Annotated in this window: 19 protein-coding genes and 1 rRNA gene; 15 read left to right on the forward strand and 5 right to left on the reverse strand. The window is 72.6% G+C overall.

The genetic code is table 11. The features are described 5' to 3' along the window. The 3 genes from rrf to ACFYZL_RS16140 all read left to right on the forward strand — a co-directional run. Positions 1 to 91: ribosomal RNA gene (gene rrf / locus ACFYZL_RS16130) — 5S ribosomal RNA — on the forward strand; the annotation flags it as partial. Positions 92 to 314: 223 nt separating this feature from the next. Beyond that, positions 315 to 1,178, forward strand: a complete 864-nt coding sequence (locus tag ACFYZL_RS16135; RefSeq protein WP_388679469.1) for a hypothetical protein — start codon at positions 315 to 317, stop codon at positions 1,176 to 1,178. Continuing rightward, the gene (locus ACFYZL_RS16140; RefSeq protein WP_384756515.1) at positions 1,160 to 1,975 is read left to right on the forward strand and encodes a tetratricopeptide repeat protein; all 816 of its coding nucleotides are present in this window, start codon (positions 1,160 to 1,162) and stop codon (positions 1,973 to 1,975) included. The genes ACFYZL_RS16135 and ACFYZL_RS16140 overlap by 19 nt, the downstream gene beginning before the upstream one ends. A gap of 67 nt (positions 1,976 to 2,042) precedes the next feature. Here ACFYZL_RS16140 and ACFYZL_RS16145 read toward each other — a convergent pair whose 3' ends face one another. Next, entirely contained in the window at positions 2,043 to 3,314 is a 1,272-nt protein-coding gene (locus ACFYZL_RS16145) for a DUF1015 family protein (protein WP_388679472.1), read from the reverse strand. Positions 3,315 to 3,401: 87 nt separating this feature from the next. Between ACFYZL_RS16145 and ACFYZL_RS16150 the strand changes: the two genes are divergently transcribed. The 4 genes from ACFYZL_RS16150 (at position 3,402) to ACFYZL_RS16165 (ending at position 7,597) form a co-directional block, all read left to right on the forward strand. Beyond that, entirely contained in the window at positions 3,402 to 4,439 is a 1,038-nt protein-coding gene (locus ACFYZL_RS16150) for an HAD hydrolase-like protein (protein ID WP_384756494.1), read from the forward strand. 220 nt (positions 4,440 to 4,659) lie between these two features. Beyond that, positions 4,660 to 5,718 (forward strand): FecCD family ABC transporter permease, encoded by a 1,059-nt coding sequence (locus ACFYZL_RS16155; RefSeq protein WP_384756497.1) that lies wholly within the window; start codon positions 4,660 to 4,662, stop codon positions 5,716 to 5,718. Between the two features lie 2 nt (positions 5,719 to 5,720). After that, entirely contained in the window at positions 5,721 to 6,761 is a 1,041-nt protein-coding gene (locus ACFYZL_RS16160) for a FecCD family ABC transporter permease (RefSeq protein ID WP_384756518.1), read from the forward strand. Next, positions 6,758 to 7,597: an ABC transporter ATP-binding protein gene (locus ACFYZL_RS16165; protein ID WP_384756499.1), complete on the forward strand. Its 840-nt coding sequence runs from the start codon at positions 6,758 to 6,760 to the stop codon at positions 7,595 to 7,597. Before ACFYZL_RS16160 ends, ACFYZL_RS16165 begins: the two co-directional genes overlap by 4 nt. Positions 7,598 to 7,681: 84 nt before the next feature. On the opposite strand, the gene ACFYZL_RS16170 is transcribed toward ACFYZL_RS16165, so the two are convergent. Beyond that, entirely contained in the window at positions 7,682 to 8,029 is a 348-nt protein-coding gene (locus ACFYZL_RS16170) for an SCP2 sterol-binding domain-containing protein (RefSeq protein ID WP_384756502.1), read from the reverse strand. Positions 8,030 to 8,093: 64 nt separating this feature from the next. On the opposite strand from ACFYZL_RS16170, the gene ACFYZL_RS16175 reads away from it, so the two are divergent. The 5 genes from ACFYZL_RS16175 (at position 8,094) to ACFYZL_RS16195 (ending at position 13,220) form a co-directional block, all read left to right on the forward strand. Further along, positions 8,094 to 8,327, forward strand: coding sequence for a hypothetical protein (locus tag ACFYZL_RS16175; protein ID WP_384756504.1), 234 nt, complete (start codon positions 8,094 to 8,096; stop codon positions 8,325 to 8,327). Between the two features lie 7 nt (positions 8,328 to 8,334). Next, positions 8,335 to 9,150, forward strand: a complete 816-nt coding sequence (locus tag ACFYZL_RS16180) for a TlyA family RNA methyltransferase (protein ID WP_384756507.1) — start codon at positions 8,335 to 8,337, stop codon at positions 9,148 to 9,150. Next, complete coding sequence (locus ACFYZL_RS16185; protein ID WP_384756510.1) at positions 9,147 to 10,055, forward strand: NAD kinase; 909 nt, start codon at positions 9,147 to 9,149, stop codon at positions 10,053 to 10,055. The genes ACFYZL_RS16180 and ACFYZL_RS16185 overlap by 4 nt, the downstream gene beginning before the upstream one ends. 108 nt (positions 10,056 to 10,163) lie before the next feature. Beyond that, entirely contained in the window at positions 10,164 to 11,888 is a 1,725-nt protein-coding gene (recN, locus tag ACFYZL_RS16190) for a DNA repair protein RecN (protein ID WP_384756521.1), read from the forward strand. A gap of 219 nt (positions 11,889 to 12,107) precedes the next feature. Then, on the forward strand, positions 12,108 to 13,220 hold the full coding sequence (locus ACFYZL_RS16195; RefSeq protein ID WP_384756512.1) for a glycosyltransferase family 4 protein: 1,113 nt from the start codon (positions 12,108 to 12,110) through the stop codon (positions 13,218 to 13,220). A 226-nt stretch (positions 13,221 to 13,446) separates the two neighbouring features. On the opposite strand, the gene ACFYZL_RS16200 is transcribed toward ACFYZL_RS16195, so the two are convergent. Continuing rightward, complete coding sequence (locus ACFYZL_RS16200; RefSeq protein ID WP_384757008.1) at positions 13,447 to 15,066, reverse strand: PucR family transcriptional regulator; 1,620 nt, start codon at positions 15,064 to 15,066, stop codon at positions 13,447 to 13,449. Positions 15,067 to 15,249: 183 nt separating this feature from the next. Between ACFYZL_RS16200 and ACFYZL_RS16205 the strand changes: the two genes are divergently transcribed. Next, positions 15,250 to 16,827 carry an APC family permease gene (locus tag ACFYZL_RS16205; protein ID WP_384757005.1) on the forward strand — a complete coding sequence of 526 codons (1,578 nt, stop codon included), beginning with the start codon at positions 15,250 to 15,252 and terminating at the stop codon, positions 16,825 to 16,827. A gap of 11 nt (positions 16,828 to 16,838) precedes the next feature. Then, positions 16,839 to 18,470, forward strand: coding sequence for a flavin monoamine oxidase family protein (locus ACFYZL_RS16210; protein WP_388679481.1), 1,632 nt, complete (start codon positions 16,839 to 16,841; stop codon positions 18,468 to 18,470). 16 nt (positions 18,471 to 18,486) lie between these two features. Here the strand turns inward: ACFYZL_RS16210 and ACFYZL_RS16215 are convergent, their stop codons facing one another. Both ACFYZL_RS16215 and ACFYZL_RS16220 read right to left on the reverse strand, forming a co-directional pair. Then, positions 18,487 to 19,869: an FAD-binding oxidoreductase gene (locus ACFYZL_RS16215; protein WP_388679484.1), complete on the reverse strand. Its 1,383-nt coding sequence runs from the start codon at positions 19,867 to 19,869 to the stop codon at positions 18,487 to 18,489. Positions 19,870 to 20,000: 131 nt separating this feature from the next. Continuing rightward, on the reverse strand, positions 20,001 to 21,767 hold the full coding sequence (locus ACFYZL_RS16220) for a glycoside hydrolase family 15 protein (RefSeq protein WP_384757011.1): 1,767 nt from the start codon (positions 21,765 to 21,767) through the stop codon (positions 20,001 to 20,003). A gap of 501 nt (positions 21,768 to 22,268) precedes the next feature. Here ACFYZL_RS16220 and ACFYZL_RS16225 point away from each other — a divergent pair. Next, complete coding sequence (locus ACFYZL_RS16225; protein ID WP_384756997.1) at positions 22,269 to 23,921, forward strand: CTP synthase; 1,653 nt, start codon at positions 22,269 to 22,271, stop codon at positions 23,919 to 23,921. The last annotated feature ends 11 nt before the right edge of the window (positions 23,922 to 23,932 follow it).

Genomic DNA, 23,932 nt, shown 5'->3' on the forward strand with positions numbered 1-23,932 from the left:
GCCCGGTTACATTCCGAACCCGGAAGCTAAGCCTTTCAGCGCCGATGGTACTGCAGGGGGGACCCTGTGGGAGAGTAGGACGCCGCCGAACAATCTTTCAAAGGACCCTTGGTCCAGCGTTCAACGCTGGACCAAGGGTCCTTTTTGTTTTGCCTCGAATTACGCCGAAGCGCGGCCATGGGTTGGTTGCGCGAGAATGACTAGCGGTACCCCGAAGACAGGAGTCACACCCATGTCCAACTATCCCGACGATCGTCCGGAGCGCGAGCCTCGGCGCAACGACGGCGGTGACAGGGGCGGCTACCGCGGGGGCCGTGACGACCGTGGTGGCGACCGTCCCGCGTTCCGTCGTGACGACCGTGGTGGCCGGCCGGCCGGTGGCGGCGGTTACCGCCGCGATGACCGCGGTGGCCGTCCCGCCGGCGCGGGCGGCGGCGGTGGCTTCCGCCGTGACGACCGCGGCGACCGCCCGAGTGGTGGTGGCGGCGGCTTCCGTCGCGATGACCGTGGTGGGGATCGTCCGAGCTACCCGCGTCGGGACGACGACCGTGGTGGGTTCCGTGGCGGTCGTGACGACCGTGGCGGCGACCGTCCCTCCTACCCGCGCCGCGATGACCGCGGTGGGGACCGTCCGAGCTACCCGCGTCGTGACGACCGGGGCGAGCGTCCCTCGTACCCGCGCCGCGACGACGACCGTGGCGGGCGTCCCTCGTACCCCCGTCGCGATGACGACCGTGGCGGGTTCCGTGGTGGTCGTGACGACCGTGGCGGCGACCGTCCCTCCTACCCGCGCCGTGATGACCGCGGTGGGGACCGTCCGAGCTACCCCCGTCGGGACGACGACCGTGGTGGGCGTCCCTCGTACCCCCGTCGGGACGATGACCGTGGTGGGTTCCGTGGTGGTCGTGACGACCGTGGCGGCGACCGTCCCTCCTACCCGCGCCGTGATGACCGTGGTGGGGACCGTCCGTCGTACCCGCGTCGCGATGACCGCGGCGGCGACCGTGGTGGGTACCGTGGCGGCCGTGACGACCGTGGTGGCTACCGTGGTCGCGATGACCGCGGCGGCGACCGCGACTACCGTGGCGACCGCGACCGGGACCCGGTCAAGCGGCTTCCGATCGACGAGGACGTCACCGGCCTCGAGATCGACGCCGACGTGCGTCAGGAGCTGCTGAGCCTGCCCAAGGGCCTGGCCGAGGAAGTCTCCAAGAACCTGGTCATGGTGGCCCGGCTGATCGACGAGGACCCCGAGCAGGCGTACGCGTACTCGCGCATCGCCCTGCGGCTGGCTTCCCGCGTCGCCGCCGTGCGCGAGGCCGCCGGCTTCGCCGCGTACGCGACGCAGAAGTACAGCGAGGCCCTCGCGGAGTTCCGTGCGGCCAAGCGCATGACCGGCTCCGTGGAGCTGTGGCCCGTCATGGCCGACTGCGAGCGCGGCCTCGGCCGCCCCGAGCGGGCGCTGGCGATGGCCGGCGAGCCCGAGGTGCAGAAGCTGGACAAGGCCGGCCAGGTCGAGATGCGTCTGGTCGCGGCCGGTGCCCGGCGGGACCAGGGGCAGCTCGACGCCGCCATCGTGACCCTGCAGAGCCCGGAGCTGGCGTCCAACAGCGTCCAGCCCTGGACCGCGCGCCTGCGCTACGCCTACGCCGACGCCCTGCTGGCGGCCGGTCGTGAGGAAGAGGCGCGCGAGTGGTTCGCGAAGACCCTCGAGGCCGACAAGGACGGGGCGACCGACGCCTCCGACCGTCTCGCCGAGATCGACGGTGTCGAGTTCGTCGACGCCGCGGTCGAGCCGGCCGACGACGTCGACCTGGATGAGGACGACGAGGACGACGAGGACGAGGACGCGGCGGAGGTCGCCGCGGCCGAGCGCGCCGCCGACGTCACCGAGTACTACGACGAGGACGACGAGGAGTACGAGCCGCTGGAGCAGTCCGCGGCCGACGCCGACGCAGAGGCCGACAAGGGCTGACGCGGGGTGATGTGAGGAAGGGCGGTACCCCGGTCGGGGTACCGCCCTTTCGCATGTCCGGAGCAGGTCAGCCGAGGCCGCGCAGGACCAGGCCCGTCGCCGGCTTGGGGCCGAAGGAGGTGGACTTGCGGGGCATGGTGACGCCCTGGCGGGCCAGGTCCCGTACGACTTCCTCCCGTACGGGGTGCAGGAGGACCGCGGTGCCGCCGTGGCGCTCCGCCTGTTCCACGGTGGCCGAGGCGTCGTGGATGTAGGCGATCTGGTCCGGGGTGTCCGGGACGTGCCACAGGGCGTCGAGCAGGGTCGCGTGCAGCACCGTGGCGTCCAGCCGGCGCCAGGCCTCGGGGCGGTCGTGCCGGACCGTGCGGTCGAGGAGGTCCAGGTCGGGGTCGGTGACGAGGTGGAAGGTGCCGTCGCCGGTGAGGAGGAAGGCGTTGCCCCGCTCCGCGGCGTCCGCGAGGGTCTCCAGGGCCAGCGGGAGCGGTCCCTCGACCGGGCGGATCCGGAACCGGCCGGCGAGTGCGGCCAGGGCGTCCGCGACGGGGAGGCGGCGCAGCATGCGGTGGATCGCCCGGACCTGGAGGGGGTAGCGGGCGGTGTCCACGAGGAGGACCAGGCCGAAGTCCCACGCGGTGGGGGAGCCGTGCTCCTCCTGGAGGCGCAGGTAGGTGGCCCAGCGGTGGTGGCCGTCGGCGATGAGGGCCTGGCGGTGGCTGAGATCGGCCGTCATGGTGGCCAGCTCGGCCGGGTCCGTGACGGCCCAGAGGCGGTGCTGGACGCCGTCCTCGGTGGTGGTCGACAGGAGGGGTGTGCCCTGGGCCGCGCGCTCGACGACCGCCGCCGCGCCCGCCGCCGGGTCGTCGCCGCGGTAGGTGAGCAGGAGGGGTTCGAGATTGGCGGCGGTGGCCCGCATCAGGCCGGCGCGGTCGGTGACCACGTCCGGCATGACGTCCTCGTGGGGGAGGACGATGCCCTCCTCGGCGGTGGACAGGGCGAGCGCGCCGATGATGCCGCGCTGGAGCAGACCGGGCTTGCGCTGCTCGTACACGTACAGAGCGGGCTCGGGGTCGGCGCTGAGGATGCCTTCGGCGATCCAGTGGTGCAGGGTGCGCGCCGCCTGCTCGTTGCGCGCGGCCGGGGTGCCGGCCTGGGGGAGGATCAGGCGGACGATGTTGTGCGGGTCCGCTGATTGCAGGTGATCGACCCCGTCCGGGCGCACGACCACGTCGTACGGAGGCGAGGTGACGGCGGCGAGGCTGCCGACACGCTCCGGGACGTAGCGCAGGCCATTGAAGGGGATCAGGCGCAGGCCATGGTCCGCGGTGCCAGAAGAGGTCATTGGTGCATGGTAAGTCGCGTCTCGCCATGCGGGATGATCGGGGGAGTACGGAATCGGACAAGAGCGATCTTATGAGGAGCCGACAGGATGACCCGGCAGAGCAGGACCAGTCCCGCGGCGAGTGAGCGGAGTCTGCACCAGGCGTACGACACGGCTCTGCTCGACCTCGACGGCGTGGTCTACGCGGGCGGGGAGGCCATCGCGCACGCCGTGGACTCCCTCGCGGTGGCCCGCTCGGAGGGGATGCACCTCGCCTACGTGACGAACAACGCGCTCCGCACGCCGGACGCGGTCGCCGAGCACTTGGGCGAGCTGGGCATCCCGACCGAGGCGGGCGAGGTGATCACCTCGGCGCAGGCGGTGGCCCGGCTGATCGCGGAGCAGGTGGAGCCGGGGTCGAAGGTGCTGGTGATCGGCGGGGAGGGATTGCGGGTCGCGCTGCGCGAGCGGGGCCTGGTGCCGGTGGAGTCGGCCGAGGAGGAAGGGCTCGCGGCGGTCGTCCAGGGGTACGGGGGGCCCGACCTGGCGTGGGGCCGGTTCGCGGAGGCCTCGTACGCGATCAACCGCGGGGTGCCGTGGTACGCGTCCAACACCGACCTGACGATCCCGGGGGCGCGCGGGATCGCGCCGGGCAACGGGGCCGCGGTGGAGGTCGTGCGCATCGCCACGGGCGCCGAGCCGCAGGTGGCGGGCAAGCCGCTGCCCCCCATGCACCGGGAGACGGTGCTGCGCACCGGGGCGCGGCGGCCGCTGGTGGTCGGGGACCGGCTGGACACCGACATCGAGGGCGCCTTCAACGGAGAGGTGGACTCGCTGCTGGTGCTGACCGGGGTGACGGACGCGGCGCAGCTGGTGCGGGCGGAGCCGCGGCACCGGCCGACGTACGTGGACCGGGACCTGCGGGGGCTGTTGACCGGCCAGCCTGCGGTGGAGCGGACCGCGGAGGGCTTCCGCTGCGGGGGCTGGACCGCGGTCGCGGTGGACGGCCGGGTGCTGGAGCTGCGCGGTGAGGGCGGCGATCCGCTCGACGGGCTGCGGGCCTTGTGCGCGGCGGCCTGGACGGAGGCCGGGGACGGGGTCTGCGCCCTGGACGCGGAGAAGGCGCTGGCCAGGCTGGGGCTTTAGGCCGGGGCCCGCCGGGGCGGGCAGCGGGATCGGTGGCCTGGCGGTGGCTGCGCGCCGGCGGCGGGGTGCCGGGGTCGGGGCGCACGACGGCTGTGGTGATCGCGGCGCACGGGGCGGGGCGGTGTAGCCGTCGGCGGCGTGCGGGTCGTCCGGGTCGCGCGGGCCGTGGGGGCCGTTCGGGTGATCCGGAATGGGTTCAGGGTAGGCTAACCTAACTCGCGTGTTGGTTGAGAGTCCCCCCGAACCCGGACCGGGCACGGCGCAGTCGTCTGCCGTCGTCGCCCGGCCGCGGCACGCCCCGCGCGTCGCCGGTCTTGTGGCCGCCCTCGTGGTGCTGGCCCTGATCGCCGTCCTGAGCATCGCCGTGGGCGCCAAGCAGATGCCCCTCGACGAGGTCTGGCACGGCCTGTTCGACTACTCGGGGACGACCTCCGACGTGGTGGTGCGGGACCTGCGGGTCCCGCGCACCCTGCTCGGGCTGATGGTCGGGCTCGCGCTCGGTCTCTCCGGGGCGGTGATGCAGGCGCTGACCCGCAACCCGCTCGCCGAACCGGGCATCCTCGGCGTCAACGCGGGCGCCGCCGCCGCCGTCGTCTCGGCGATCAGTTTCCTCGGGGCGAGCTCGCTGAGCGAGTTCGTGTGGTGGGCCTTCCTCGGCGCCGCCGTCGTCTCGGTCGTCGTCTACGTGCTCGGGGGCAGCCGCAGCGCGACCCCCGTGCGCCTCGCCCTCGCGGGTACGGCGGCCGGCGCGGCCCTCGTCGGCTACATCAACGCCGTACAGCTGATGGACAGCAAGGCGCTGGACAAGCTGCGCTTCTGGACCGTGGGTTCGCTGTCCTCGGCCACCATGGACACCGTCCGCCAGGTGGCACCGTTCCTGCTGGTCGGCGCCGTGCTCGCGCTGACGCTGGGCCGCTCGCTCAACGCGATGGCCCTGGGCGACGACACCGCGAGGGCCCTCGGCGCCCATCTGACGCGGACCCGGATCGGCGCCATGGTCGCCATCACCCTGCTGTGCGGGGCGGCGACGGCCGCCTGCGGCCCGATCGTCTTCGTCGGGCTGATGGTCCCGCACCTGGTGCGGGCCTTCACCGGCCCCGACATGCGCTGGGTGCTCGCCTACTCGGCGGTGCTCTCGCCCGTGCTGCTGCTCGGCGCCGACGTCATCGGACGGGTCGTCACCCGGCCCGCCGAACTCCAGGTCGGCATCGTCACCGCGCTCGTCGGCGGGCCCGTCTTCATCTACCTCGTCCGGCGCAAGAGGATGGCCCAGCTGTGACCGTGACCGCCAAGGCCCGCCGGCTGAGCCTCCCCGGCGGGATCTCCCTGCGCGTCGAACGGCGCGCCCTGGGAGTCGGGGTGCTGCTCGTCGTCGCGGCGTTCGCGATGGCCGTACTGCTCATCGGCACCGGCGACTTCCCGATCGGGCCGTGGGACGTCGTACAGACCCTGCTGGGCAACGGCAGCCCCGCCAACGACTTCATCGTCAACGACCTGCGGCTGCCGCGGGTCCTGGTCGCGCTGCTCGTCGGCGCGGCCCTCGGAATGGCGGGGGCGGTCTTCCAGTCCGTCTCCCGCAACCCGCTCGGCTCCCCTGACCTGCTCGGCTTCGGGTACGGGTCGGCGGTCGGCGCGCTCGTCGTCATCATCCTGTTCAAGGGCGACGCCACCGAGGTCGCCGTCGGCGCGCTGCTCGGCGGGGTGCTGGCCGGGATCGCCGTGTACCTGCTGGCGTACAAGCGGGGGATCCACGGCTACCGGCTCGTGCTCGTGGGCATCGGCGCCTCCGCCGTGCTCATCGCGCTGATCCAGTACCTGATCACCAAGGCCCAGATGGTCGAGGCCACCCGCGCGATGGTCTGGCTGACCGGCTCCCTGGCCGGCCGGGACTGGGCGCAGGTCTGGCCGCTGCTGGGGGTGTGCGCGGTGCTCTTCCCGCTGATCCTTTTCCAGGGCCGGGCCCTGCGGATGATGGAGATGGGCGACGACGCCGCCCACGCCCTCGGGGTACGGGTGGAGCGCACGCGGCTGCTGCTCATGCTCGGGGCGATCCTCCTCACGACGGCGGCGAGCGCGGCGGCCGGGCCGATCAGCTTCGTGGCGCTGGCCGCGCCGCAACTCGTCCGGCGGCTGACCCGGTCGCCCGGGGCGAACCTGCTGTCCGCGGGCCTGATGGGCTCGGTGCTGCTGCTGGTGTCGGACTGGGCCTCGCAGCGGGCCTTCGGCGCCGACCAGCTCCCGGTGGGCGTGGTGACCGGAATCGTCGGCGGTGTGTATCTGCTCTGGCTGCTCGTCACCGAGCGCAAGGCGGGACGTATATGAACCTCAGGAGTGCTCAAGTGCAGCGGCTGACCGCGGAGAACGTGACCCTCGGATACGACGAGCGGGTCATCGCCGAGAACCTCTCGGTGGAGATTCCGGACAACTCCTTCACGGTGATCGTCGGTCCCAACGCGTGCGGCAAGTCCACGCTGCTGCGGGCCCTTTCGCGGATGCTGAAGCCGACGGCGGGGCGGGTGCTGCTCGACGGGCAGGCGATCGGGTCGATGCCGGCGAAGAAGGTCGCCAGGACGCTGGGCCTGCTGCCGCAGTCCTCGATCGCCCCGGACGGGATCACGGTCGCGGACCTCGTGTCGCGGGGGCGGTACCCGCACCAGGGGCTGCTGCGGCAGTGGTCGCCCGAGGACGAGCGGATCGTACGCGAGTCGATGGCCTCGACCGGGGTCGCCGAGCTGGCCGACCGGGCCGTGGACGAGCTGTCGGGCGGGCAGCGGCAGCGGGTGTGGATCGCGATGGCGCTGGCGCAGCAGACGCCGTTGCTGCTGCTGGACGAGCCGACCACGTACCTGGACATCCAGCACCAGATCGACGTGCTGGACCTGTGCGCGGAGCTGCACGAAGAGCAGGGGCGGACGCTGGTGGCCGTGCTGCACGATCTCAACCACGCGGCCCGGTACGCGACGCATCTGATCGCGATGCGGGGCGGGAAGGTCGTGGCGGAGGGCGCGCCGGGGGAGGTCGTCACCGCCGAGCTCGTGGAGGAGGTGTTCGGGCTGCGGTGCCGGGTGATCTCCGATCCGGAGACCGGGACGCCGCTGGTGGTGCCGGCGGGGCGGGCCGCCCGGGCTGCGGGGGCTGCAGGGGTGCGGGCGGTTTAGTGCCGGGTGCGGCGCCGCTGCCGGGGCTCCGGCCCGGGCCCCGCGCCTCAAACGCCGGCGGGGCTGGATTTGGCCGGCGGGGGGCTAGAGCAGCGATTTCAGGCGGAGGAGGTCGCGGAAGCCCGCTTCCAGCTTCACTCGGCCCGAGGTCCAGGCCTTGGCGAATTTGAGGTCGCCCGCCACCAGGGCGACCAGGTCGTCACCCGTCATCGCCAGCCGGATCTCGGCCTTCGTCGCCGGTGGGCCCGGCGTGACCGCGTCCACGCGGATCCGGCCGCCGTCGAGGCGGCCCGTGAAGGTCCGGTCGAGGTCCGTGATGTGGCAGCTCAGGGAGCGGTCCAGTGCGGCGGCGCCGCGGACGCCGCCGTCCGCGCCGGCGAGGTTCTCGGAGAGTTGGTCGAGTGCGGCTCGGCACTCATCGATCGTAGCCATCGTGATCACGACGGTACCGCAGAGCCGTGCGTGGTCGTGGGGCGCTTCGGGGTAGCGTCTGGGCATGGACGACGAAGAGGCCCCCGCGGAGAGCGGCGGGGCCGCACCGCTGGGGATCGTACGGACGCCCACGGGGCACGACGCCGTCGACGCGCACCTGGCGCGGCTGGCGGACGCGGACCACCTCGCGGCGGACGGCCACGTCGAGGTGTACGAGGATGTACACAGGGGGCTGCGCCACGCGCTCGACGCGCTGGACGCACCACCCGTCCCCGTACCTTACGAAAACAGGAGCTGAACCGAACGTGGCAGGAGTGGCGCGCCGCCGCCTGGACGCCGAACTGGTACGCCGCAGCATGGCCCGCTCGCGGGAGCACGCCGCGCAGCTGATCGCCGCGGGCCGGGTGACCGTCGGCGGCGCCACGGCGACCAAGGCGGCCACCCAGGTGGAGACCAGCGCGGCCCTGGTCGTGCGACAGGACGACAGTGATCCGGACTACGTTTCGCGCGGCGGCCACAAGCTCGCGGGGGCACTGGCGGCCTTCCGGCCGCAGGGGCTGCTCGTGGAGGGACGGCGGGCCCTGGACGCGGGGGCGTCGACCGGCGGCTTCACCGACGTGCTGCTGCGGGCGGGTGTGGCCCATGTGATGGCCGTCGACGTCGGCTACGGGCAGCTGGCGTGGTCGCTGCAGAGCGACGACCGGGTCACGGTCAAGGACCGCACGAACGTCCGTGAACTCACGGTGGAGCTGATCGACGGGATTCCGGTGGATCTCGTCGTCGGGGACCTGTCCTTCATCTCGATCGGGCTGGTGCTGCCGGCGCTCGTGCGGTGCTGCGCGCCGGACGCGGACCTGGTGCTGATGGTGAAGCCGCAGTTCGAGGTGGGCAAGGAGCGCCTGGGCAGCGGCGGCGTGGTGCGCAGCGCGGAGCTGCGGGCCGAGGCCGTGCGGGACGTGGCGGCCCAGGCGTGGAAGCTGGGGCTCGGAGTGCTCGGCGTGACGGCGAGTCCGCTGCCCGGTCCGTCGGGCAACGTCGAGTACTTTCTGTGGCTGCGGGCGGGGGCACCTGCACTCGACCCGTCGGATGTCGACCGTGCAGTGGCGGAGGGGCCTCAGTGACAGATTCATCGGGGGAACGGACCGTATTCCTGCTCGCGCACACCGGGCGGCCGGCGGCCATCCGCAGTGCCGAGCTGGTCGTGAAGGGCCTGCTGCGGTGCGGGCTCGGTGTGCGGGTTTTCGCGCACGAGGCGGCGGACCTGCCGCTGCCGCCCGAGGTGGAGCCCGTGGAGGACTGCACGCCGGGCGTACTCGACGGCTGTGAGCTGTTGATCGTGCTGGGCGGGGACGGGACCCTGCTGCGCGGCGCCGAGTTCGCCCGCGCCTCGGGCGTGCCGATGCTGGGCGTCAACCTGGGACGCGTCGGGTTCCTCGCCGAGGCCGAGCGCGACGACCTGGACAAGGTCGTGGAGCGGGTGGTGAGCCGGGACTACGAGGTCGAGGAACGGATGACCCTCGACGTGGTCGTCCGGACCAACGGCGACGTGGTCCACCGGGACTGGGCGCTGAACGAGGCCGCGGTCCAGAAGGTGTCGCCGGAGCGGATGCTGGAGGTGGTCCTGGAGATCGACGGGCGCCCGGTGACCGGTTTCGGCTGCGACGGGATCGTCTGCGCGACCCCGACGGGCTCGACGGCGTACGCCTTCTCCGCGGGCGGACCGGTGGTCTGGCCGGAGGTGGAGGCCCTGTTGATGGTGCCGATCAGCGCGCACGCGCTGTTCGCGAAGCCGCTGGTGACCTCGCCGACCTCGGTGCTCGCGGTCGAGGTGCAGACCGGCACGCCGCACGGTGTGCTGTGGTGCGACGGCCGGCGGATGCTGGAGCTGCCGGCCGGGGCCCGGGTGGAGGTCCGGCGCGGGGAAGTGCCGGTGCGGCTCGCCCGGCTGCACCACGCGTCCTTCACGGACCGGCTCGTCGCGAAGTTCGCGCTGCCGGTGTCGGGTTGGCGCGGGGCGCCCCACTGACCCGCTCCGCACCGTGTAGCTAATAGCACATCCGTTCGGAGAACTTGGGGCGGGTGACGTCACATGGCACCCGTGAAACCTCGGTATGGTCGTCCCGTGCTTGAGGAGATGCGGATACGGTCGCTCGGGGTCATCGACGACGCGGTGGTCGAGCTGTCGCCCGGTTTCACCGCGGTGACCGGCGAGACCGGCGCGGGCAAGACGATGGTCGTCACCAGCCTCGGGCTGCTGCTCGGCGGTCGCGCCGACCCGGCCCTCGTACGGATCGGGGCCAAGGCCGCCGTCGTCGAGGGCCGTATCGTCATGCGCCCGGACGCCCCCGCGGCCGTACGCGCCGAGGAGGCCGGGGCCGAGCTCGACGAGGGCGCCCTGCTGATCAGTCGGACCGTGTCCGCCGAGGGGCGCTCGCGCGCCCACGTGGGCGGCCGCTCGGTCCCCGTCGGCCTGCTCGGGGAGCTGGCCGACGACCTCGTCGCCGTACACGGGCAGACCGACCAGCAGGGGCTGCTGCGGCCGGCCCGGCAGCGCCAGGCCCTCGACCGGTACGCCGGTGACGCCGTCGCCGTCCCGCTGGAGAAGTACGGGGCCGCCTACCGGCGGCTGCGCGCGGTCGCCGTCGAGCTGGAGGAGATCACCACCCGGGCCCGGGAACGGGCCCAGGAGGCGGACCTCCTGCGCTTCGGGCTGGACGAGGTCGCGGCCGTGGAGCCGGTGGCCGGCGAGGACGCCGAGCTGGCGGCGGAGGCGGAGCGGCTCGGCCACGCCGAATCGCTGGCCTCGGCGGCGCAGCTCGCGCACGGCGCGCTCGCGGGCAATCCGGAGGACCCGGAGGGCATCGACGCGAACACGCTCGTCGCGGGCGCCCACCGCGCACTGGAATCCGTACGCTCCCACGACCCGGCGCTCGGCGCGCTCGCCGAACGGATCGGGGAGCTGGGCATCCTGCTCGCCGACGTGGCCGGGGAGCTGGCGGGTTACGCGGACGACCTGGACGCCGATCCGCTGCGGCTGGCCGCGGTGGAGGAGCGGCGGGCGGCGCTCACCCAGCTCACCCGCAAGTACGGCACCACGGGCGACGTGGACGGCGTACTGGAATGGGCCGAGAAGGGCGCGGCGCGGCTCCTGGAACTCGACGGCGACGACGAGCGGATCACGGAACTGACCGCCGAGCGGGACGGGCTGCGCTCCGAACTGTCGCTGCTGGCCCAGGCGTTGACGGACGCGCGGGTCGAGGCGGCCACCCGGTTCGCCTCCGCCGTGACGGCGGAGCTGGCCTCGCTGGCGATGCCGCACGCGCGGGTGACCATCGACATCCGGCAGGTGGAGGACCCCGAGGGAGTGGACGTCGACGGCCGCCCCGTCGCCTACGGCCCTTCGGGCACGGACGAGGTCGAGCTGCTGCTGGCCCCGCACCCCGGGGCCCAGCCGCGGCCGATCGCCAAGGGCGCCTCGGGCGGTGAGCTGTCCCGCGTGATGCTGGCCGTGGAGGTCGTCTTCGCGGGTTCCGACCCGGTGCCGACGTACCTCTTCGACGAGGTCGACGCCGGAGTCGGCGGCAAGGCGGCGGTCGAGGTCGGCCGGCGGCTCGCCAAGCTCGCCAAGTCGGCGCAGGTCGTGGTGGTCACGCACCTGCCGCAGGTCGCGGCCTTCGCGGACCGGCAGCTGCTGGTGGAGAAGACCAACGACGGGTCCGTGACGAGGAGCGGGGTCAAGGTCCTGGAGGGCGAGGACCGGATCCGGGAGCTGTCGCGGATGCTGGCCGGTCACGAGGACTCGGTCTCGGCGCGGGCCCACGCGGAGGAACTCCTGGCGGCGGCGCGCGCGGACGTGTGACGTACGGCAGAGGGGCCCGGGGCGTGCGTACGCGCTCCGGGCCCTTCGTCGTGTCCGGGCGGGCGCCGGGGTGACGCGGGATAGCCCGTGTGGGTGAGGCTCGGGGGTGTCCGGCGGTATCTCGTACGGGATCCGCACCCGTATGGGCCCGGAACGCGCGTGCGGACTGGCATTCTTGGCGAGTCTCTGACTCCTCCCCTCATCCTGGAGCCCCGGCCCGTGAGCAGCTCCCCGGTCTCCGTTTCCGCCCAGGCCCAGCCCTACGGGCGGCCACCGCTGCGTACCGTCCAGGTACTCGGCGGCGCCGCCGGCGCGGGCAGCAGCGCGCACGTACGGTCCCTCGCGACGGGACTCGCCGCGCGCGGTGTCGGGGTCACGGTGTGTGCGCCCGTGCGGGCGGAGGGGGAGTACGACTTCACCGGCGCGGGCGTGGAGTTCGCGCCCGACGCGGTGTGCGTGCTGCGGGCGGCGTGCGCGGGGGCGGACGTGGTGCACGCGCACGGCGTACGGGCCGGAGCGCGCGCCCTGCTGGCCCTGCGGGGGCGCCGGGTGCCGCTGGTGGTGAGCTGGCACGGGGACGGCCCGGTGGCCGACGGGGGACTCGGGCGGCTGAGCCGGATGCTGGAACGGCACGTGGCCCGGGCGGCGGCGGTGGTGCTGGGGCCGTCCTCCGATCAGGTGGACCTCGCGCGGCGGCGCGGGGCGCGGGACGCGAGGCTGTCGCAGGTGGCGGTGTCGGCCGCCGCGGCGGTATCGGAACCGGGCAAGGTTCGGGCGGAACTGGGCGCGGTCGAAAGGCCGTTGCTCATCGCGGTCGGGAGCCTGGTGCCGCACCGGGGGTACTCCGTGCTGCTCGACGCGGCGCGGGAGTGGCGGGCACTGGACCCGGCGCCGCTGCTGGTGATCGCGGGGGAGGGCCCGCTGCGGGCCGAACTCGCCCGCCGGATCGAGGCGGAGGCCCTGCCGGTACGGCTGCTGGGCCGACGCCGGGACGCCGCGAGGCTGCTGGCGGCGGCGGACGTGGCGGTGCTGCCGAGCCGGTGGGAGGCGAGGGCGCCGCTGGCGCAGGAGGCGCTGCGGGCCGGGGTGGCCCTGGTGGCCACGTCGGTGGGGGGCGTGCCGGAGCTGGTCGGCGACGGCGCGGTGCTGGTCCCGCCGGGGGACGCGGACGCCCTGGCCGCCGCCGTGACGGGCCTGCTGGCGGACCCGGACCGCCGTGCGGTGCTGGCCGCCGCCGGGCTGGCGCAGGCGGCCTCCTGGCCGTCGGAGGACGACACGGTGGCGCAGGTCCTGTCGGTCTACGACGAACTGATGGAACGCGGCCGCCGCTGACCCCCGCCGGGCCCCGCCCCGGGCTCTGCCCCGCACCCCGCGCCTCAATCGCCGGCGGGGCTGGTTGTCGCCGACGTGGGCTGTCGTGTGCGGCGCCGTCACCGGGGGCGCTGCCCCCGGACCCCCGGTCCTCAAACGCCGGACGGGCTGGAGATGCCCGCGGCGACGGATACCCGGCCTCGCCGGCGTTGGAGGCGCGCGGGGTCTGGGGCGGAGCAGCGACGCGTCAAGAAGGAGTATGGCGGCGGGCGCGGAGGGCCAGGCTCAGGGAGAGGACCGTTTCCGGGTCGTCCAGGTCCGTGCCCAGGAGCTCCGAGATGCGGGCCAGCCGGTTGTACAGGGTCTGCCGGTTCAGGTGGAGCTCGCGCGCGGTCTCCGCCTTGCGGCCCGCGTGGGCCAGGTACGTCTCCAGGGTGGGCAGGAGCGGCGGCCGGGACGTGGTGTCGTGGGTGCGCAGCGCGCCGATCGCGCGGTCCACGAAGGCCGCCAGGTCCGGGTGTTCGCGCAGCCGCCACAGCAGCAGGTCGATGTCCAGGCGGCGCGCGTCGTACCAGGGCCGGGCCGGCAGGCCGTGCGCCGCGGTGGCGGTCTCCGCCGCGTGCCGCAACCCCGCCGAGGCCGCCGCCCAGCCGCCCGCCACGCCCACGACCACGGCCGGCGGGGCGACGGCCCGCTCCAGCCCGGCCCGCTCCACCCCCGCCCGCAGCGCCGCCGCGACCCGGTCCGCCACCGCCGTGCGCTCCGATTCGGAACGGAGGGATACCAGGAGGGGCACCCGGCCCTCCACCGGGCGGACGCCCAGCAGCACCGGCACGCCGACCGACGCCAGCTCCTCCAGGACCGCGCGGGCCAGCACCGCCCAGTTGCCGGACGGGCCGAGGTCCGAGCCCAGCCGCATGACGACCGGGAGCAGGGGGCCGGGGCCCGGCTTGAATCCGAGGACGCGGGCCTGCGACGGGGCGTCCTCCGCGCTGATGCGGCCCTCGGCGAGGTCCGTCAGGAAGTCGCCCCGGCCGCGCGCCGCCAGCTCCTCCTCCTGGCGCGCCTGCATGAGGACCACGGCCAGCACCCCGGCCGTGCGCTCCGCCGCCATCCGGTGCACCGGCAGCAGCGGCGTCGTGACCCCGACCAGGACCACCCGGGCCCGTACCGAGCCCGTGCCGTGGCCCCCGCCCGGGACGTCGATCACCACCGTGTTCCCGGCCGGCTCGGCCTCGCGCTGGCCGCGCAGTCCCTCCCACACCTGGAGCGGGTCCGCGCCGGTGTCCACGGCCCCGCTGCCGGCCGCGTACAGCAGTGAGCCGTCGGGGGTCTCCAGGAAGACCGGGTTGCCCGTGAAGTCGGCCAGGATCCGCAGCACCTGCGGGATGCCCCCGCCGCCCAACAGGGCCTCGGTACATCGCCGGTGGACTTCCTCGGCGCGCTGGAGGAGGGCGTAGTGGTGGTTGACGATCTCGGTGTGCACCTCCTCCGTCACCGCCACGAACGGGACTTCCCGGTGGAGCTGGACGAGCGGCAGGCCGGCGGTGCGGGCCGTTTCCACGATGGTCGCGGGGAGCCGGGTGAAGCGCGGGCCGAGCTCGACGACCAGCGCGGCGATGCCCCGGTCGGCGAGGCGCCGTACGAAGGCGCGCTGTTCCGCCGGGCGGGTGCCGAGGCCGAGGCCCGTGGTCAGGAGGAGTTCGCCGCCTTTGAGGAGGGAGGCGATGTTCGGCACCTCGCCCGCGTGCACCCAGCGGACGGTGCGCCCCAGGCGGTCGGCGCAGGCGACCACCTCCGGCAGCCCGCTGCGCAGCCCCGGCAGCTCAAGTGCCCGCTGAACTGTGATTCCGCCCTGGTCGTCCATATCGCGGACGCTACCGGGCCGCGTGTTCCGGAGACATCACCTCGTGGTTACAAAGCCCGATCTGCCCCTCTTCCGGACCGACAACTCGTCTTCTCCGCAAGGAGATTATCGGACCGCGTGCCGATTGTGGTCTGCGTCACGCCGGTGGAGAGTGGCGGCCTCCCGACACAGGAAGAGGAGCCCATGAGCACACGCACGACCAGCGGGTCATCCCAGACGCCCGCGGCTCCACAGGTGCAGCGACTCAAGGCCAACTCGGTCGGCCTCGTCGGCGTCGTCTTCATGGCCGTCGCCACCGCCGCCCCCATCACGGCCATGACGGGCAACCTCCCCATCGCCGTCGGTTTCGGCAACGGAACCGGAGCCCCGGCCGGATACCTCTTCGCCACCCTCGTCCTGACCGTCTTCGCGGTCGGCTACGTGGCCATGGCCAAGCGGATCACCGCCGCGGGAGCCTTCTACGGATACATCTCCCACGGCCTCGGCCGCATCGCCGGCATGGCCTCCGGAATGCTCGCCGTCCTCGCCTACATCGTCTTCGAGGCCTCGATCGTCGGTGTCTTCTCCTACTTCGCGAAGACCACCGTCCACGACCAGCTGGGCGTCGACCTGCCCTGGATCGTCTACGCGGCCGCCATGCTGGCCGTCACCGCCGCCCTCGCGCACTTCGACATCAACCTCACCGCCAAGGCCCTCGGCGTGATGCTCATCGCCGAGATCGCCGTGCTCTTCGCGGTGGCCACCGCCGTGCTGATCGCGGGCGGCGGCCCGGAAGGGATCCCGCTCGAACCCGTCAACCCGAAGAACGCCTTCACCGGCACCTCCGCCGGCCTCGGCCTCTTCTTCGCCTTCTGGTCCTGGGTCGGATTCGAGTCCACCGCCATGTACGGCGAGGAGTCCCGCGACCCCAAGCGGGTCATCCCCAAGGCCACCCTCGTCTCCGTCGTCGGCGTCGGCCTCTTCTACATCTACGTCTCCTGGATGACCATCGCGGGCAACGGCCTCGCCAAGTCCGTCGAACTGTCCGCCTCCGCGAGCCCCCTCGACCTCTTCTTCGCCCCCACCCAGACCTTCATCGGCGCCTGGGCCGTCGACGCCTTCCAGTGGCTGCTGCTCACCGGCTCCTTCGCCTGCGGCATGGCCTTCCACCAGTGCGCCGCCCGCTACCTCTACGCCATCGGCCGCGAGGGCTTCCTCTCGCCGAAGCTCGGCCACACCCACGCCAAGCACGGCTCCCCGTACATCGCCTCGGTCGTGCAGACCGCCATCGCCACAGCGCTCGTCGCCGGCTTCTGGCTCACCGGCCAGGACCCGTACCTGCACCTGTACACGCTGCTCGCGATCCTCGGCACGATGGCGATCCTGATCGTCCAGACGCTGTGCTCCTTCGCCGTCATCGGCTACTTCCGCAAGAACCATCCCGAGGACCGGCACTGGTTCAAGACCTTCACCGCCCCGCTGCTCGGCGGCATCGGAATGACCGCCGTCGTGGTCCTGCTCGTCCTGAACATGGAGACCGCGGCCGGCACCGCCGCCGGATCGGTCTTCTTCAAGCTGATCCCATGGATCGTCGGCGCCGTCTTCCTCGGCGGGCTCGGCCTGGGCTTCTGGCTCAAGGCGAAGGCCCCCGCACGCTACGAGATCATCGGCCGGATCGTCCTGGAGGACGCGGCCGAGCGGCCCGCTGACGCCGAAGGCCAGCAGAACCTGACCGTCCTGCCCGGACAGGGCAATCCCTCGTCCACCGCCGCGAACCTCTGAGGAGCCCCGCCATGGCCCGTACGCCCCTCATGCACGCCCTGCGCCGGCTCGCCGCCGAGCACGCCGCGGCCGACCGCCTCGGCATGCCCGCCGCCGAGGTCCGCGGATCCACCCGCCGTGAACTCCTCGGCCGAGCCGCCGCCCTCGGCCTCGGCACCGCCCTCGCCGGATCCGCGGTCGGAGCCGCCCACGCCGCAGAGACCGCCCCCGAGAAGAAGCCCGTCGCCCCGGCCCGCGTCGCCGTCGTCGGCGCGGGCATCTCCGGACTGACCGCCGCCCTCACCCTCAAGGACGCGGGCGTCAACTGCACCTTGTACGAGGCCAACCCGAGCCGCGTCGGCGGCCGGATGTGGACCCAGCGCAGCCACTGGGCGTACGGACAGACCTCCGAGATCGGGGGCGAGCTGATCGACACCAGCCACAAGAAGATCCTGGAGCTCTGCCGCCGCTTCAACCTGCCCACCGAGGACTTCCTCGGCGGCGGCCCGAACGGGGCCGAGGAAGTCCTCTGGTTCAACGGGGAGTACTACTCCCGCACCCAGGCCGACGAGGACTTCAAGGCCGTCTACCAGGCCCTGCGCCGGGACCTCCAGGAGGCCGGAGAGGTCTCCTGGAACAGCAGCACGCCCGCCGGCACCGCCCTCGACAACATGACCCTGTACGAATGGATCGAGACCCGGATCCCCGGCGGCCACTCCTCGCAACTCGGCCGCTTCATCGACGTGGCCTACAACGTCGAGTACGGCGCCGACACCAACCAGCAGTCCGCGCTCGCCCTCGTCCTGCTGATGGGTTACCAGCCCAACCCGGGCAACTTCAACGTCTGGGGCCTGTCCAACGAGCGCTACCACATCACCGGCGGCAACGACCGGCTGCCGAACGCCATCGCCGCCGCCCTGCCCGCCGGTTCGATCGTGATGGGCCGCGAGCTGGTCGCCGTACGCGCCAACGCCGACGGCACCCAGACCCTCACCTTCAACGACTCCGGATCCACCCGCACCACCGTCGCCGACCACACCATCCTGTGCGTGCCGCTGCCGATCCTCCAGCGCATCGACACCTCGCAGGCCGGCTTCGACCCGCTCATGCGCAACCTGCTGCGCGACGCGCGCATGGGCTACTGCACCAAGCTCAACATGCAGTTCACCGCCCGCCCGTGGCGCGGCACCGGCCCCTGGCCGGGCGTCTCCGCGGGCGACTGCTTCACCGACTCCGAGGTCCAGCAGACCTGGGACACCACCAAGGTCCAGCCCGGCACCGGTGGCATCCTCCTCCAGTACGGCGGCGGCACCCTCGCCGGGTCGCTCACCCCCTCCAGCCCCTTCGCCACCGACGCCGACCCCTACGTACGCGTCCTCGCCGGCCGCATGCTGACCGGCATCGACGCCTTCTACCCGAGTACCAAGGCCGTCTGGACCGGCAAGGCCCAGCTCTCCGCCTGGCACCGCAACCCGTACTCGCTCGGCGCGTACTCGTACTGGCCCACCGGCTACCTGCACCGCTACGCCAAGTACGAGGGCACCGCGCAGGGCAACGTCCACATCGGCGGCGAGCACTGCAGCTACGACTTCCAGGGCTTCATGGAAGGCGGCGCCACCGAGGGCGAGCGGGCGGCGCGGGAGGTGATCGCCGCCCTGAGCTGACCCTCGGGCCCGAGCCTCAGGCCGGCCGGATGTTGTGGTTGAAGCGGAAGACGTTGTCCGGGTCGTACTGCCGCTTCAACGCCGCCAGCCGCTCCACGTTCTTCTCGCCGAGGCCCGCGACCACCCGGTCCGAGCCCTCGTCGCCCGTGAAGTTGAGATAGACCGCGCCGGTGCTCCACGGCAGGGCATCGGCGCGGACGTCCTTGACCCACTGGCGGCAGCGCTCGTCGTCTGCCTCGTCCTCCCAGACCCCGAACGGGTGCACCGCCCAGGGCGCGTCGCGGAAGGGCAGCGGGTAGTCGCCCGGCGCCTGCGCGATCGCACCGCCCTGCGGCCACACCACGTGCTGGGTGCCCGTCGGCACCGGCATCGAGTCGGCGCGGGCGCAGAACACGTCCACGAACGCGTCGGGCACACCCGTGAGGTACTCCGCCGACCAGTAGTTCCGCATCCCCGGCGGGTCGTCGAGCATGCACTGCAGCTCGGCGTAGGGGATGTCCATGACCATCTCCACCTCGTGCGGGATCTCCAGCACCGGGGCGGCGAGCTCGCGCAGCCCCTCCACCGGACCCGTGTACGTCACCAGCGCGCCGCACAGCAGCAGCCCCACCAGGTGCGGAGGCACGAACTCCTCGGGCGGCCCGGTCAGGTAGATCACCCCGCCGCCCACGTCGGACGGTCCCGCCTCGATGACGTCCCGGAACGCCCGGACCACCTCGGGCCCGCGCTCCGGCAGGAACAGCAGGAACGCGATCGACATGTGGGGCAGCTCGTGCAGCCGCAGGGTCAGCGAGGTCGCGATGCCGAAGTTCCCGCCGCCGCCGTGCAGCCCCCAGAACAGCTCCGGATGGTCCTTGGCGGTCGCGTGGACCAGCTCGCCGTCGGCGGTGACCAGCTCCGCGCCCAACAGGTTGTCGGCCGCCAGACCGAACTTCCGGTCCAGCCAGCCGGTGCCGCCGCCCAGTACGAAGCCGCCGACCCCCGTGGTGGAGACCCGGCCGCCCGTGGTCGCCAGCCCGAACGGCTCGCAGGCCCGGTCCAGGTGGCTCATCGTGGCCCCGCCGCCGACGTGCGCCGCCCGGGCCGCCGGATGGACCGTCACCTCGTGCATCCGCCGCAGGTCCACGACCAGCCCGCCGTCGTTCAGCGCCATGCCGGCCACGCTGTGCCCGCCGCCGCGCACCGCGATCTTCAGGTCGAGATCCCTGGCGAACCGCACGGCCGTCACGACGTCCGCGGCGCTCTCGCACTGCGCGATCACGGCGGGCCTGCGGTCGATCATGGCGTTGAAGACGGTGCGGGCCTCGTCGTACCCCGGATCGTCCTGGGTGAGCACGTCGCCGGACAGGTCCTCGCGGAGCGCGGCCAGGGCCGCCCCCGCCTTCGAGAGGGGAGCCATGGCTGCCCCCTTCCTTCCCCGGAGGGCGGGCATGGGACCTTTCCAGCGTAGGCGGGGGCGATCACCCCGGCACGGCGAGAAACCCGCCGGCCCGGGCGCGGCGAACCCCGGCCCGGGCTCCGGTCACGGCATCAGCCGCCGTACGCCCCGCTCGCGGTCAGGCGCAGCGCGGTGTCGATCAGCGGAACGTGGCTGAAGGCCTGCGGGAAGTTCCCCACCTGCCGCTGGAGCCGCGGGTCCCACTCCTCCGCCAGCAGACCCAGGTCGTTGCGGAGCGACAGCAGCTTCTCGAAGAGCCGGCGCGCCTCGTCCACCCGCCCGATCATCGCCAGGTCGTCGGCCATCCAGAACGAGCACGCCAGGAAGGCCCCTTCGTCGCCCTCCAGGCCGTCCACGCCGGCCTCCTCGCCCGCCGTCGGGTAGCGCAGGATGAAACCGTCGGGCGTCGACAGCTCGCGCTGGATCGCCTCGATGGTCCCGATCACCCGCTTGTCGTCCGGCGGCAGGAAGCCCATCTGCGGGATCAGCAGCAGCGAGGCGTCCAGCTCCTGCGAGCCGTACGACTGGGTGAAGGTGTTGCGCTCCTTGTCGTAGCCCTTCTCGCAGACGTCCTGGTGGATCTCGTCGCGGAGCTCGCGCCAGCGCTCCAGCGGGCCGTCCGCGTCCCCGCTCTCGATCAGCTTGATCGTGCGGTCCACGGCCACCCAGGCCATCACCTTCGAGTGCACGAAGTGGCGGCGCGGGCCGCGCACCTCCCAGATGCCCTCGTCCGGCTGGTCCCAGTGGGTCTCCAGGTAGCGGATCAGCTTCAGCTGGAGCAGCGAGGCGTAGTCGCTGCGCGCCAGTCCGGTCATGTGGCCCAGGTGCAGGGCCTCGGTGACCTCGCCGTACACGTCGAGCTGGAGCTGCCCGGCGGCGCCGTTGCCGACGCGGACCGGGCGCGAGTTCTCGTAGCCCGGCAGCCAGTCCAGCTCGGTCTCGCCGAGCTCCCGCTCACCCGCGATCCCGTACATGATCTGCAGGTTCTCCGGGTCTCCGGCGACCGCGCGCAGCAGCCACTCGCGCCAGGCGCGGGCCTCCTCGCGGTAGCCGGTGCGCAGCAGCGAGGAGAGGGTGATGGCCGCGTCGCGCAGCCAGGTGTAGCGGTAGTCCCAGTTGCGGACGCCGCCGATCTCCTCCGGCAGGGAGGTCGTCGGCGCGGCCACGATGCCGCCCGTGGGCCCGTACGTGAGGGCCTTGAGGGTGATCAGGGAACGGACCACGGCCTCCCGGTAGGGCCCGTGGTACGTGCACTGGTCGACCCAGTCCCGCCAGAACTCGACGGTCGACTCCAGCGCCGCCCCCGCGTCCGGGAGCTCCGGCGCGCCCTTGTGCGAGGGCTGCCAGCTGATGCTGAACGCCATCCGCTCGCCGGGCCGGACCGTGAAGTCGGAGTACGTCGTCAGGTCCTTGCCGTACGTCTGCGTGTCGGTGTCCAGCCAGACCGAGTCCGGTCCGGCGACGGCCACGGTGCGCCCGTCGACCTTGTGCACCCAGGGCACGACCCGCCCGTAACTGAAACGCATGCGCAGCGCGGAGCGCATCGGGACGCGCCCGGTGACCCCCTCGACGATGCGGATCAGCTGGGGCGCGTGGTCCTCGCGGGGCGGCATGAAGTCGGTCACCCGGACCGTGCCGCGCGGCGTGTCCCACTCCGACTCCAGGACGAGCGACTCACCGCGGTAGCGGCGGCGGGTGGCCCGCGGGGCCTCGGCGCCGGCCGGTACGGCCGGGCCGATCCGCCAGAAGCCGTGATCCTCGGTGCCGAGAATGCTCGCGAACACGGCGTGGGAGTCGAAACGTGGCAGGCACAGCCAATCCACTGCCCCGTCCCGACAGACCAGCGCCGCGGTCTGCATGTCCCCGATCAGTGCGTAATCCTCGATGCGCCCGGACACGTTGCATCTCCAGTCGAACGGCCACGTCCGCCCCGAAGGGCGCTTGCATTGCGCGGTTGCGCGGTCTCCTGTGTGCAGGGATCCCCGCATTGAGCCCATGATTCCGCATAGCGGCTCGGTTAGGCCGTCTGACGGACTGCTCGGCGGCGATGTTGTGCGATATCCGAGCAGGATATGACGGCACCCTAGTGATCCCCTTAAGCGCCCGAAGAATGGCGCTCGGCCAAACGGGTGAGCTGCGGATTCGTCCTCGGACGTCTTCCCGGGAAGCGTCCGGACCGCGTGGCCGGAGGCGGACCGCCCACGGCGCTGATAGGCTGGTACCCCGTGGACCGGTGGTCTGCCTGTGCGAATCAGGAGCCCCGAAACCGCAGCTTCGGCGCCCCCTGAGACCCCTCCGGATCGACGGTGGCCGGCGCCGGACGCACCTCACTTCGCGACCACGGGAGCCCCCTCTTGGCGATGCCGCCCAAATCCATGACGACCAAGCACATCTTCGTCACCGGGGGTGTCGCTTCGTCCCTCGGCAAGGGCCTGACGGCCTCCAGCCTGGGTGCGCTGCTGAAGGCGCGCGGTCTTCGGGTCACGATGCAGAAGCTCGACCCGTACCTGAACGTCGACCCGGGCACGATGAACCCGTTCCAGCACGGCGAGGTGTTCGTCACCAACGACGGCGCCGAGACCGACCTGGACATCGGCCACTACGAGCGCTTCCTCGACGTGGACCTCGACGGCTCGGCCAACGTGACGACCGGCCAGGTCTACTCGACGGTCATCGCCAAGGAGCGGCGCGGCGAGTACCTCGGTGACACCGTGCAGGTCATCCCGCACATCACCAACGAGATCAAGCACCGCATCCGCCGCATGGCGACCGAGGACGTCGACGTCGTCATCACCGAGGTCGGCGGCACCGTCGGCGACATCGAGTCGCTGCCGTTCCTGGAGACCGTCCGCCAGGTCCGCCACGAGGTCGGCCGCGACAACGTCTTCGTCGTGCACATCTCGCTGCTGCCCTACATCGGCCCCTCCGGCGAGCTGAAGACCAAGCCGACCCAGCACTCCGTCGCCGCCCTGCGCAACATCGGCATCCAGCCCGACGCGATCGTGCTGCGCGCCGACCGCGACGTCCCCACCTCCATCAAGCGCAAGATCTCGCTGATGTGCGACGTGGACGAGGCGGCCGTGGTCGCGGCGATCGACGCCAAGTCGATCTACGACATCCCGAAGGTCCTGCACACCGAGGGCCTCGACGCCTACGTCGTGCGCAAGCTCGACCTGCCCTTCCGCGACGTCGACTGGACGGTGTGGGAGGACCTGCTGGACCGCGTCCACAACCCCGACCACGAGGTCAAGGTCGCGCTCGTCGGCAAGTACATCGACCTGCCCGACGCCTACCTGTCGGTGACCGAGGCGCTGCGCGCCGGCGGCTTCGCCAACAAGGCCCGCGTCCAGATCAAGTGGGTCACCTCCGACGACTGCAAGACCCCGGCGGGCGCCGCCGAGGTCCTCGGCGACGTGGACGCGATCTGCGTGCCCGGCGGCTTCGGCGACCGCGGTGTCAACGGCAAGGTGGGCGCGATCACCTACGCCCGCGAGAACAAGATCCCGCTGCTCGGCCTGTGCCTGGGTCTGCAGTGCGTGGTCATCGAGGCGGCGCGGAACCTGGCGGGCATCGAGGACGCGAACTCCACCGAGTTCGACGCCTCCACCGCCAACCCGGTCATCTCCACGATGGAGGAGCAGCTGGCCTTCGTCGAGGGCGCGGGCGACCTGGGCGGCACCATGCGCCTGGGCATGTACCCGGCGAAGCTCGCCGAGGGTTCCATCGTGCGCGAGGTCTACGGCGACCAGGCGTACGTGGACGAGCGCCACCGCCACCGCTACGAGGTCAACAACGCCTACCGCGGCGAGCTGGAGAAGAAGGCGGGCATCGTCTTCTCCGGCACCTCCCCGGACAACAAGCTCGTCGAGTACGTCGAGTACCCGCGCGAGGTGCACCCCTACCTGGTGGCCACCCAGGCCCACCCGGAGCTGCGCTCGCGCCCGACCCGCCCCCACCCGCTGTTCGCGGGCCTGGTCAAGGCGGCCGTGGAGCGCCAGCAGTCGGCGAAGTGAGTCTGCCGACC

This window comes from Streptomyces sp. NPDC001717 (assembly GCF_042892775.1).
Taxonomy (GTDB): domain Bacteria; phylum Actinomycetota; class Actinomycetes; order Streptomycetales; family Streptomycetaceae; genus Streptomyces.